This is a genomic window from Tunicatimonas sp. (assembly GCF_049647865.1).
Classification (GTDB): domain Bacteria; phylum Bacteroidota; class Bacteroidia; order Cytophagales; family Cyclobacteriaceae; genus Tunicatimonas.
The window spans coordinates 1-12,142 of the sequence record NZ_JBARYM010000808.1 but is presented as its reverse complement, the minus strand read 5'-3'; the positions used below and the strand labels follow the sequence as shown (position 1 = coordinate 12,142).

Sequence of the window (12,142 nt, the reverse complement as noted above, 5' to 3'; positions counted from 1 at the left end):
GCTCTAATTATCAAAACTGATGTATCAGATCACGCTCAAGTAGAAAATGCTGCCCAGCAGGTGGAAGATACGTTCGGCCCAATTGATGTGTGTGTTAACAACGCTATGCAAAGCGTATTTTCTCCCTTTGAGCAAATGACTGCCGAAGAATTTGAGCGAGTAGTAGATGTGACATTTCTGGGCATGGTTTACGGAACAATGGCAGCTCTTAAGCGAATGAAACCTCGTAACCGAGGCACTATTATACTGGTTGGCTCCGCATTGGCCTTCCGGGGTATTCCTCTTCAATCGGCTTACTGTGCTTCTAAGCACGCAACGAATGGCTTCTTTGATTCGGTGCGTTCCGAGTTGTTTCATGATGATAGTAATGTACATCTTACAATGGTGCATCTGTCAGCGATTAATACTACTCAGTTTGACTGGGTGAAATCTCGCTTGCCGAAGAGGGGCAAACCGATGGGTAAAATCTATCAGCCCGAAGTACCAGCTCGTGCCATTTACTATGCAGCCCATCACAAGCGCCGTTCGATATTCGTTGGAATGGGACCACTACAAACTTCGTTAGGTAATACTTTTATTCCTGCCTTGTTAGATCGTTTTTTAGCTAAAGTAGGCTACTCCGGGCAGCAAACAGAGCAGTCTGAGGATTTTGATCGTCCGCATAACTTATGGGAACCAATTGCTGAAGACCGAGGTGCTCACGGCTCATTCGACAATGAGGCTAACGAGGATAGTTTAGAAGTACAGGCCACTACGCACCGGGGAACAACAGCAGCCGTAGCCGCTGGAGTAGCTCTTAGTGTAGCCGGATTGGTATATCTATTTCGTTCTTAACAAAGAACAATCGAGTGGCGAGAAATGATTTTAAAGATTATAGTCAATAAGGTTGGGGACTTACGATTTTAAGGCATTAAATTGGCGCTCTCCTTCTGATATATTTGCTTTTTCTTATTTTATCGAAAAAGTTTATGAAAAAGTTATCCCGCCGTCAATTACTAAAAACTTCTCGTTCATCAGCTTTAGCTGCACTAGGCGTGAGTACGTTGGATTTAACGCAGCAGAAAGAATATAGTAAGAGTAAAAAAGTTTTGGTAACGGGAGGGCATCCAGATGATCCTGAAACTGGTTGCGGTGGACTAATGGCAGCGTTATCGGAAGAAGGGCACCAAGTAGTAGCCTGCTATCTAACGCGCGGAGAAGCGGGAATACCTAATACCTCAGTTGATATTGCGGCCGAGATCAGAACGAAAGAAGCTAAAACCGCTTGCCAGATACTAGGGGCAACACCAAACTTTCTGGGACAAATAGACGGAAGTACTGAGATTAACAGCGAATGGTATCAACGGGTGGCTGACTACCTGCAAAAGGAGCAACCTGATATTATTTTTACCCATTGGCCGGTTGACACTCATCGTGACCACCGGGTTTGTTCACTCCTAATTTACGATGCTTGGCTGCAATCGGGGCAGAAAGCGGCACTATACTACTACGAAGTAGTGTCGGGTGGGCAAACCCAGAATTTTTCACCTACTCATTATCTGGATATAAGCTCTGTGCGGGAAAAAAAGCATCAGGCTTGTTTTGCTCACAAGAGCCAGAATGTCGAACAGCAGTACTTTAACGATCACGGTAAGATGGAAGAATTTCGGGGAATGGAATATGGCTGTGCGTACGCTGAAGCTTTCGTTGCTCATCACCAAAACCCACAGGAGTATTTTTTGTAACCAGATTTGAGTAGATAAAAAAATAGCCAACAAGAACTACTCTTGTTGGCTAATAATCTATGGGAAATAATTCACCGATAACTTAACCGCTGCTTATACGCTAAGCTTTTCTTCACCCTGACGTTCGTACACGTACCCTTCGGCTTTGCTAAGCTGCTGAGCGGCTACCCCCAAGAGTACTCCGTAGATTACCTTAGACGACACATCAGCAATAGTGTAAGTGATCTCCCGAGCTACTACTCCGGTTTCGTTAAAAAATGCTCCGTTGATACCTAATAAGTGCGGCATTAAGTAAGCTCCCGGGTATAACATCCAAGAAACTAAGAATAGTACCCAGATTGCTCCCAGCGTACTTTTAGCATCAGCCGGAATTCCTTCCTTACCTTCGCGAACCACTTTACGCATTAACCAGAGAATATGAGCAAAAAATACCGTAGATATGGCTCCCCAAAGGGCAAATAGAACAATATCGGTTACTTCGTAGAACTGACCAATATAACCCGTAACAATCATGAGTGTACCCGATACCCAAAACTGGTTACGTACACTGGTGAAGCTGCTTTTTGTTAGCGAGACTACAAACAGAATCTGGAATAACAGCATAGGTACATCGATTAGCCAATTTAAGTAGCGATAACCGTTGTTAAATAAATCAGCACCAGAAGCTAAATAATACTTTCCTCGCTCAATATCAAATTCAAAGGCAGAAGTCCAGTTTTGTGCCTGCACGTAAAGCAGCAAAAAGGCTGAAACCATAACCACCACCGAAAGTATGTTGGACATTCGGTACTTGGGAGCAACCTGCTTTAGCGTGAGTACAAAGTACAGTAGTGCAGCCAGCATCACGGCGTACCCTAGTGTGAGAACGTGTGCTACCATTTGGTAAGCCATTTCGGAGTAGCCTTGCTCTAATCCGATGTAATTCTCAAAAGTAGCGTTTCCTAATTCGTTCATTAGTTTATTGGTTAATTAAAAAATGTAGGTTATCCATACTATTATTAATTTAAAGCTACGTTTTTTGTTCAAATAAACTACTCATAATATTGAACAAACTTGTGTCGCACCCAGTCTACTGTTGGTAAGTTCACTTTATCTGGTAGAATCAGACGCATTTTCACCTACTCTGCGCTGAAGTAGTTTTTCAATAAATATTTTAATTTTGCTTTACCGATAGCAACTACACAAATTTAATTATGAGATCAACCATTGTTCTAGTCCTGGTCTTATTCACGACCTTGCTGGCCTGCCAGCCTCAGGCTAACCCTACTCCTACTACTGAAGTAGAAGCCACCGAACCAGCTCTAGCTTCTACTGAGCAGTTTCCCGAAAAAGCTGCCGCCCTTACCGTATACGAAGTAAATATCCGTCAGCATACGCCCGAAGGAACCATCAGTGCCTTTGTTGATGACCTGCCTCGTTTAAAGGACATAGGTATTGGTATTCTGTGGATTATGCCCGTACAACCTATTGGTGTAAAGAATCGAAAGGAACCACTAGGTAGCTACTATTCTATTAGCGACTACCGTACGGTAAATCCTGAATTTGGTACCGAAGATGATTTTCAACTTTTAGTAGATACGGCTCATAAGATGGGGATGTATGTAATATTGGACTGGGTGCCGAACCACACTGCATGGGACCATCCTTGGATTACTGAGCATCCTGATTATTATGCACAGGATGAGGAGGGTAATATTGTGTACGAAGCCGACTGGACCGACATTGCTCTATTAGATCATACCAATCCGGAAACGCGCCGTTCTATGATTGCTGACATGAAGTATTGGGTAGAAAACTTTGATATTGACGGGTTCCGATGCGACCATGCTGGGCACGAAATACCGCTCTACTTCTGGGAAGAAGCGACTGCCGAACTTGATCCGCTTAAGGACTTATTTTGGCTGGCCGAATGGGACGGAGCTCGGATGCATCTGGAGTTTGATGCAACCTACGCCTGGGAGCTACTTCACTTAACCGATGAAGTAGGGAAAGGAAAAGCTAATGCTGATACATTAGCTAACTGGATTCAAAAGGATTTGCAAGAATATGGTCAGCATCCGCTACGAATGACCATGATCACCAACCACGATGAAAATTCCTGGAACGGAACGGTGTTTGAACGTTACGGCGAAGGTCATCAAACGTTTGCGGCCTTTATTTTTACTGCCTACGGGATACCAATGCTGTATAGTGGTCAGGAAGTAGGTTTAGATAAGCGGCTGAAATTCTTTGAGAAAGATACTATTGACTGGAGCGATCCACAACAACTTCAGCCATTCTATAAAAAATTGGTGACACTGAAAAAGGAAAATCCAGCTCTATGGGCTGGGGCTCAAGGAGGATTTCCACAACGTATCAATCAAGGAAGTAATGTATATGCTTTCAAGCGAGAAAAAGATAATAATACCGTAGTGGGAGTTATGAACTTTTCTGGCGAACCTCAGGAGTTACAACTCATGGATGCTAGTATCAACGGAACCTACTCGGATTATTTCACTGAGCAGTCGTATGACCTATCGTCGGAGGCTACGCTTTCATTAGAGCCTTGGCAGTATTTGATCTTTGCGCAAAACTAAGTTTTGAGTGCTGTTAATATTGAATAAAGAAGTTAGCGATAGTAAGTTATACTCTGGTACTGAATGCTTTTGCCCCGTTCCTTCGTGAGAGATATATTCATAATCTAAACTGAAAAGGTTATTGAAGAATATGAAATTTGTACGTCTGTAAGCTAGAGAAGATGGAACGCTACTACTTTTAGCTAGTCTAATTATCTAGCCCATTCTAACTAGTATGAGGATATTTGAGATTGGTTAAGTATCAACATCATTCACATGAAATCCTGATTACCTCTATATACTAAGGGAGTTTGTTAAATAATTCTGCATTCATTTATATGATAAAATGCAAGAGCTGCTATCATTGAATTTTCTTAATAGCAGTTTCCCCCGGTTCAGCTTAAGGTTAAAAAAAGTAGACAGTCAGCAGAGCAAGCAAGAAATACCATAATTCATTTTTTCATGATAGTATGGTATATTTTACTATTAGTAGGTGTGTTATATGTATTGACTCATCTGCTTAAATAATTTCTTGTAAATAAAAAAAACCTTCTTGCCGAGGCAAAAAGGTTTAAATTCTATAGTAAAATTCTATGCTACTCCGGAGCTTCAGGAGGAGTGTTATACAGTACTTTTAGTGCATTTGCTTCCCGAAGTTCTTGCTGAACATCAGAAACTAAACCCATTTTAGCACCATCATCTACTTTCAATGACATAGTGATTTGATTACGCTCAGCTTCACTTAATTTGGTTCGCTCGGCTTCAACAAACTGCACAACATCATCGGTAGTAATAAGCACATCATTAGTCTGAATACGAGGCTCGCCACCGTACCGCTCGGGGTCTTTTGGCTTACCAATATAAATGTAACTCACTAACGATTTCTTCTGCATTTTCCGCAGTTGCTCAGCTCTAGGCAAATTTTGCTCCACCAAAATAGTGGTTTCTCGCAAAACGGTAGTCACCATAAAGAAGAACAGCAGCATGAAAATAATATCAGGCAATGCCGACGTCGGAATTTCCTGACTTGCGGATGTCTTTTTCTTAAACTTTGACATTAGTTACCTCCCCCTGTCTTAGATGGTTCCGCAATAGATATTTGCATAGGATACTCTTTTTTCAGCTCCTTGTACTCATCCTGAACACTAGGTTCTTGCTCGCTAATTTCTCGGATTTGCTTGGTTGTTAGCTGCATCCGCCGAGCATACATATCGTAGTAAGCTCCCTGCAATTCATCTAGTATCTCAATATACCGTTCGTAGCTTGTTCCCCGGTCGGTTTTAAAAGAAACTACCGCTTTGGTAGGGCTATCAGAAGACTCCGGATCGCGTCCGTTGTTATTCACAAAGGTCTGAACCATTTCGCGAAGCTGAGTAGCATCATTCATGGGTTCGCCTTCTACAAGCATTCGGTCTTGAGAGTTAACCAGCACCTTAAATATATTACGTTCATTAAACTTAATATCGGGTGGTGGTTCATTCGGGTCCGGCTTAGGCGGAAGCGAAATCGCTAACCCTTTGTCGGAAGCAATGGTAGTAGTTACCAAAAAGAAAATAAGGAGTAGGAAGGCAATGTCGGCCATAGAACCGGCACTCACTTCGCCTCCGCTGCGTTTTTTCCTAGCCATATTATTTAAAAACTTTAGTTACTTCGGTAATAACAATTCCGACGATAGCCAGAATAACCAGGATATACATTGTCACAATGGCCCCTCCAATTATTTTGGAAGTGGTTCCTTCGGTCACGTTATTATTCATATACACATTGGTGACTTCATCAGATGCAATAGAGAAACCGATGAAGAAGATCACACCAATGATCACAAGTCCAACTACCGTTCCCAACAGCGACTTAGGGTCACTGAACGATTGAATAACCGGTAGCACAATAGCAGCAACTAGGGCAATACCCACTAGAATGTACGCTGCAAATAATCCGTATGTTGAAACAAATTCAGCCATAATAATTCTTCAGAATAGTTCAGTTAAAACAATTTACTTAACTCTAGTAGTAGTACCCGTACCGGCAGTACCAGCAGTGCTCGTAGTAAGCCTATGCTTTACTAATAGATCTACTAGAGCAATGGAAGCATCTTCCATATCGTTAACTAAACTATCAATCTTAGAAACACAGTAGTTGTAAAACAATTGTAGAATAATCGCTACAATCAGACCCGCTACTGTAGTTAGTAGGGCTACTTTAATACCTCCTGCCACTAGTGAAGGAGAAATGTCACCGGCAGCTTCAATCGCATCAAAGGCACCAATCATACCAATTACCGTTCCCATGAAACCAAGCATTGGAGCAATAGAGATAAACAGTGAAATCCAAACGAGCCCTTTTTCCAAACGACCCATTTCTACTGAACCGTAAGAGATGATAGATTTTTCTACCATATCAATACCCTCGGTCATCCGCATTAATCCTTGTGTGAAGATAGAAGCTACCGGGCCACGAGTGTTCCGAGTTACGTCTAAGGCAGCATCAACCCCGCCCGAGTTAAGAGCATCTTCCACTTTAACTAGTAGCTTCTTACTGTTCGTAGTAGCTAAGTTTAGGGTGATAATACGCTCAATAGCAATAGCTAATCCAAGGATTAAGCATAAAAGTACCGGAGACATAAATTTCCAGTCTCCTTCAATAAATTTCTCTTTCACCGCTTGGTGAAAAGTCTGATCAGAAGCCGGTGGAGCTAAAGGATCATCTTCAATAGCTGCTTGTACCGGTTCTGGCTCAGGTTCTTCCATCATAGTGGAATCTTCGGCCATTGCAGTGGTGTCATCAGCCATGTCTTGGGCTAGTAGTACGTTGGCTTGACCAAGTGCAAGGAAGCCTACCATGAAAATTAGTGCGAATAACTTTTTCATAAGTGTTTAGTAGTCAGTTTTTGTAGTGTTACGAAACGATTAAAAATAGAATTTAATAAAAAGCTTTAATAGAATCTGGCGGAGAGGGCGGGATTCGAACCCGCGGTACCCTTTTGGGGTACACTCACTTTCCAGGCGAGCACCTTCAGCCACTCGGCCACCTCTCCTTAGCGTAGGCTGATTGTTGTTATTTAAGGCACAGCCAAATACAAATAAATCAATAATCTATGCCATATGCAAGTAATCCGGCTAAATCGCTTTGTAATCCTGTAAAGAGAAGGTGCTACCAAATTACTTTCAGATAAAATGCTATTTTTTCTAGTAAGAATAAATAAAATCGGCGATTATATTGATAATCAAGCTGAAAAATAACGTCTTTTCCTATAAAATTATAAATAAATACGAAAAATAGTACTTGCCCTATCCGAAAGAAAGTGCCTTATAAAGTGAACTGTAACTAGTTTTTGGAATTTTAGTATTATTCCCAGAATCGCGCTGAGTTTTACTTTCTAATAAGTGAGACGTTTAATAAGTTTCGCCGCAGATCGCGAGCGGCAATTGTTGCCGAATAAACTCTGAGGATTTTTCTGTACCTAACAAATACATAAGCTTCGTGATTGCAGCTTCCGTGGTCATATCTTTTCCACTAACTACTCCAATATTTTCTAAACTTTTGCTGGTTTTGTACCGTCCCTGAATTACTCTTCCTCCAGCACACTGCGATATATTAAGGATAATAAGTCCGTGCTGAATGGCATCACTTAAACTGTCGAGCAAAAAGGCATTGGTGGGGGCATTACCCGAACCAAAAGTTTCTAGTACTAACCCCTTCAGATCAGGAATTTGCAAGATGCTCTCCACTACTTTCCGGTTAATGCCAGGAAAAAGTTTGAGGATGGCTACGTTAGAGTCAAGTTGGTTATGATAGACAAGTTTGCTATTGGGGTTGTAGGGGCGTATGGCAGGAAAATTATAGTCGATAAGCACTCCGGCTTCGGCCAAACTGGGGTAATTTTCGGAAGTGAATGCATCGAAGTGAATACTTTGTCGCTTACTACTACGGTTCCCCCGGAGTAGGTGACTACCAAAGTATACGCATACCTCCGGCACAATAGGGTGGCCATCTATCTGAGCACTAGCAATTTCCAGGGCAGTAATAAAGTTCTCTTGCGCATCAGATCGTTTAGAACCAATCGGTAGTTGAGCTCCAGTAAAAATAACAGGTTTGTTAAGCCCCTCTAGCATGAAGCTTAGCGCGGAGGCACTATAGGCCATTGTATCGGTTCCGTGTACCACCACGAAGCCGTCGTATCGCTGATAATTTTGGTGCACAATATAAGCTAAGTCCACCCAATGATTAGGGTTGATATCGGATGAGTCGACCAGTTGGGGGAAAGAGATTACGGTCAGCTGAAGATCAAATTGGCGTAGTGCAGGTATTTTTTCTGCTGTTTGGGAAAAATTAAATGGGGCCAGCACTCCGGCTTCGTCGTAGGTCATTCCTAGTGTTCCCCCCGTGTAGATAATCAGTATCGAAGCTTTAGCGGAAGCCGAATTAGCCGTACTGATATTAACAATTTTATACTTAAACTTTTCCATCGTACGGCAACCGTAGGTAGTAGATACCAAAGTTACAGTACAATCGGGAGGAATCACAATAAAAGGGATGCTCGGATAAGTAAGTAATTAGCTTCTAAACAAAATTTGAGCATTCTGCGTAGTCTGCTCAGCAATTTCCTCCAAAGTACTTTTCCTAAACTCGGCTACTTTTTCTCCAATAAGTGGGATGTAGGTAGGTTCGTTTCGTTTACCTCGATGGGGGGTGGGAGCTAGATACGGGCTATCCGTTTCTAGCACTATTTTACTTATGTCAAGATGTGGGATTACTTCGTTCATACCGGAATTCTTAAATGTGCTTACTCCTCCCAATCCTAAGTAGAAGCCAGCATCAGTGATGCGCTTACCTTCCTCAGCACTACCAGTAAAGCAATGAAATATTCCGGTAAAACCATCGTCGTTAAGTTCTTCCACCATTTGAATAGCATCCTCAAACGAATCACGAGTATGAATTACAATAGGTAGCTGATGTTTTTTAGCTAAATCTATTTGAATACGAAAAGCCGCCTGTTGCTGTTCTTTAAAGGCTGTATCCCAATAGTAGTCTAATCCAATTTCACCTACGGCTACAAACGGTCTTTTTTCGAGCCATTCTTCTACTAGATAAAGCTCCCGTTCAAAGTCTTTTTTCACACTGCACGGATGCAATCCCATCATAGGAACACACTGCTCAGGGTAGTGGTGCTCCAGCTCTAGCATGGCGTCAATAGAAGTCCGGTCAATATTGGGCATGTAAATACGATTCACCTTGGCTTCCTGGCACTGACTCAGAACATCGGCAATATTATCTTTAAATTGCTCATCGTAAATATGGGCGTGTGTATCAATCCATTCCATAGATTATAGTGTTATTATGCGAGGTATTAAGGTGTTCAGTTGTTCAAAATTACTGAACTCAGAACTCAGAAAACTCAGAACTTGAACACTATAACACTTCAAACGTATACCCTTGTTCGGTAAAATGCTCCAAATAGCGCGGTAGCACATAGGTGAGATTCTTTTGTGCTTTGTAGTTGTCGTGAAAGATGATGATTGTTCCGGGGCGAGTGTGTTGTATGCAACGTTCTAGGCAGGCATTATGGTTGAAATCAGCGTCAAAATCGCCCGACAGAATGTCCCACATGATAATCTGATAGCGAGGTAGCAGTTGCTGTATCTGCTTAAGTTTAATTTTTCCGTAGGGGGGGCGAAATAATTTTCTCTCGGATGTATCCGTAGTGGAAAGTAACTTCTCGCATCTAAGAATATTTTTTAAGTAAGGAAAGTTATCGGTATTCCAGCCATTCAAATGGTTATACGTGTGGTTTCCTATTCGGTGGTCATCGTCTTTTACCGCTTGGTATAGTTTAGGGTACTGATGAATATTGTTGCCCACACAGAAGAAGGTGCTACGGGCTTGCCAGCTTTTTAGCGTTTGAAGCACCCAAGGAGTAAGTTCCGGAATAGGACCATCATCAAATGTTAGGTAAATTTTTTTTTGCTCAGGGCCGTTGGCATCTTGAAACTTATCCCAAATAAGACTAGGATAAATGCGTTTGAGCATAGAAGGGGTCTTAAAAAAATTCATAAACCCAGTTGATTAACCCTGCATTAACTGAGAAGTATCCACCCGAACCGAAAGAAACGTAATATCATCATCGTACTCCTTCCCGCCATTAAATTCGGTAAGTGTATCGAATATTTCCTGGTGCAGTGATGGTAATTCAGAAGAGGCTTGTTGGGTAAGCAGTTGTTCTAGTCGCTCAATCCCGAACTCTTCTTCGTTTGCATTAAAGGTTTCGGTTAGCCCATCGGTATAGGCAAATAGTAAAAAATCATCGAGATCATAAATTACGCCCTGATTTAAAAAAGGCAATGGCTGAAAACTTCCGAGCATTACGGTGCCTTGGTCAAGCTGAGTAACTTGATTTTGATAGATTAACAGGGGAGGAATGTGTCCGGCATTAATGTATAATAGCTTACGCGATTCTTTGTCAAAGATAGCTGCGAAGAACGTAATAAAATTTTCACCATTGGCACTTTGCATTACTTGGTAGTTTAACTCGTTCACAATCTCCTTCAGGTTCATGGTCTGCCGGGCAATGGTGCGCAGTGCCGCCTGAAAGTTAGACATCAGTAACGCCGCTGGAATGCCTTTCCCCGACACATCGGCGATACACACCAAAAAGTAGTTGGTCGTTAATTGAATAAAGTCGTAGTAATCGCCTCCTACTGAATAGTGGGGAACGTAGCTCGCTTCTACCGAAAGACCTGGCTGCCGAGGTAAGTTTTTAGGAAATAAAAATTGTTGTACCTGTTGGGCAATTTCCATTTCCTTACGAATAGCTTCTTGAGCTAGTTGACGCCGCGCGAGTTTTTTGTTCTCAATGGCGACGATAATAATATTACTTAGTGCTTGAATGAACGTAGTGCCAGTTTGGGTTGATGAAGCATCAATGTCTTTTTTAAGTCCGCTTACAAAAACCAAAGCCAATACGCGTTCTTTATGCAGTACCGGAATTAAAATATCAAATTCACCGAAGAGGCTTGGTTCATCTAAATCACGCACGTAGCTAATTTTCTGAATTGGCAGGAAATGCTGGGGGAGTGATACTTTATCAAAACTAGTGTTGGTGCCGAAATTAGTTTTACACTCCCACTGTTCGGACAAACTTTCTTGTTCTTGTAAAACATAAAGAGCCAACTTTTTTATGCTAAGGTTAGCCCGCAGAGTAAAGTTATAAATTTTGTAAAGCGATGCTTCGGGTAAGTTGTTATTAATTGCTTGTGTGACTTCCAATAGCGAATTCAATTCTAACTCTTTAAGCTCAAATTGATTTTGCAGTGTATCAGTGATCTTCATAGTAACTCCCGTGTTTCCTGCTGTAGATAAAAAAGTGGTGCTGTCCAGATATTTTTCCTAAATTAAGGAATATAGATAAAAACAAAGTTAGCATTTTCAGTAGATATGCGTAGCTAACACAGTTTTTACTCTAAATTAGCTTACTCTTACAACGTTTCTTACCAAATAGTGGTCAGATAAGAAAAGCAGGCATCCAAAGTGTTCGTTAAAGAACACTATTGTTTCGTTTGCGGACAGTCGCATTTACTGATATTGATATAAGTCGTTAACAATCAGTGATTTGTATTTTAGGCATATGTTTGGAAATACTACTACCAAACAACGTTACGTAATTTCAAAAAGCAAAACATCATGAAAAACACTATTAATGCCCTCTTCCGAACACTAGTTGCTGCTACTTTCTTACTGACTATATCATTCAGTACCTTTGCCAACAACAATACGGATAAAACTACCCAGCGAGCGCGCGAAGCAGTAGAAAACGCTGCTCCTGACGATTGGTATACGTTGGCCAAGGCTGCTGAGAAGTGCATTGCC

At 41.7% G+C, this 12,142-nt stretch carries 13 protein-coding genes and 1 tRNA gene; 4 read left to right on the top strand and 10 right to left on the bottom strand.

Features of this window, described 5'->3' with window-relative positions; all coding sequences use genetic code 11:
• Positions 1 to 834, top strand: an 834-nt coding sequence (locus WBA23_RS23325; protein WP_424584682.1) for an SDR family oxidoreductase, incomplete at its 5' end; no start/stop codon positions are given.
• Positions 835 to 968: 134 nt separating this feature from the next.
• Positions 969 to 1,724 (top strand): PIG-L deacetylase family protein, encoded by a 756-nt coding sequence (locus WBA23_RS23320; RefSeq protein WP_424584681.1) that lies wholly within the window; start codon positions 969 to 971, stop codon positions 1,722 to 1,724.
• Between the two features lie 93 nt (positions 1,725 to 1,817).
• Here the strand turns inward: WBA23_RS23320 and WBA23_RS23315 are convergent, their stop codons facing one another.
• On the bottom strand, positions 1,818 to 2,678 hold the full coding sequence (locus tag WBA23_RS23315; protein WP_424584680.1) for a bacteriorhodopsin: 861 nt from the start codon (positions 2,676 to 2,678) through the stop codon (positions 1,818 to 1,820).
• Positions 2,679 to 2,917: 239 nt separating this feature from the next.
• On the opposite strand from WBA23_RS23315, the gene WBA23_RS23310 reads away from it, so the two are divergent.
• A complete protein-coding gene (locus WBA23_RS23310; protein ID WP_424584679.1) occupies positions 2,918 to 4,300 on the top strand; it encodes an alpha-amylase family glycosyl hydrolase in 1,383 nt (460 codons plus the stop codon).
• Between the two features lie 575 nt (positions 4,301 to 4,875).
• Here the strand turns inward: WBA23_RS23310 and WBA23_RS23305 are convergent.
• The 9 genes from WBA23_RS23305 to WBA23_RS23265 form a co-directional block, all read right to left on the bottom strand.
• Positions 4,876 to 5,337, bottom strand: a complete 462-nt coding sequence (locus tag WBA23_RS23305; protein ID WP_424584678.1) for an ExbD/TolR family protein — start codon at positions 5,335 to 5,337, stop codon at positions 4,876 to 4,878.
• On the bottom strand, positions 5,337 to 5,906 hold the full coding sequence (locus WBA23_RS23300) for an ExbD/TolR family protein (RefSeq protein ID WP_424584677.1): 570 nt from the start codon (positions 5,904 to 5,906) through the stop codon (positions 5,337 to 5,339). The genes WBA23_RS23305 and WBA23_RS23300 overlap by 1 nt, the downstream gene beginning before the upstream one ends.
• 1 nt (position 5,907) lies before the next feature.
• Positions 5,908 to 6,240 carry a hypothetical protein gene (locus tag WBA23_RS23295; protein ID WP_424584676.1) on the bottom strand — a complete coding sequence of 111 codons (333 nt, stop codon included), beginning with the start codon at positions 6,238 to 6,240 and terminating at the stop codon, positions 5,908 to 5,910.
• A 33-nt stretch (positions 6,241 to 6,273) separates the two neighbouring features.
• Positions 6,274 to 7,146, bottom strand: coding sequence for a MotA/TolQ/ExbB proton channel family protein (locus WBA23_RS23290; RefSeq protein WP_424584675.1), 873 nt, complete (start codon positions 7,144 to 7,146; stop codon positions 6,274 to 6,276).
• Positions 7,147 to 7,222: 76 nt separating this feature from the next.
• Positions 7,223 to 7,313, bottom strand: a tRNA-Ser gene (locus WBA23_RS23285).
• 358 nt (positions 7,314 to 7,671) lie between these two features.
• Positions 7,672 to 8,745 carry an asparaginase gene (locus WBA23_RS23280; RefSeq protein WP_424584683.1) on the bottom strand — a complete coding sequence of 358 codons (1,074 nt, stop codon included), beginning with the start codon at positions 8,743 to 8,745 and terminating at the stop codon, positions 7,672 to 7,674.
• 87 nt (positions 8,746 to 8,832) lie between these two features.
• Entirely contained in the window at positions 8,833 to 9,600 is a 768-nt protein-coding gene (locus WBA23_RS23275) for a TatD family hydrolase (protein ID WP_424584674.1), read from the bottom strand.
• Positions 9,601 to 9,688: 88 nt separating this feature from the next.
• Entirely contained in the window at positions 9,689 to 10,330 is a 642-nt protein-coding gene (locus tag WBA23_RS23270) for a polysaccharide deacetylase family protein (protein ID WP_424584673.1), read from the bottom strand.
• 12 nt (positions 10,331 to 10,342) lie between these two features.
• Positions 10,343 to 11,605 carry a PP2C family protein-serine/threonine phosphatase gene (locus WBA23_RS23265; protein WP_424584672.1) on the bottom strand — a complete coding sequence of 421 codons (1,263 nt, stop codon included), beginning with the start codon at positions 11,603 to 11,605 and terminating at the stop codon, positions 10,343 to 10,345.
• Positions 11,606 to 11,956: 351 nt separating this feature from the next.
• Between WBA23_RS23265 and WBA23_RS23260 the strand changes: the two genes are divergently transcribed.
• Positions 11,957 to 12,142, top strand: a 186-nt coding sequence (locus WBA23_RS23260) for a hypothetical protein (protein ID WP_424584671.1), incomplete at its 3' end; no start/stop codon positions are given.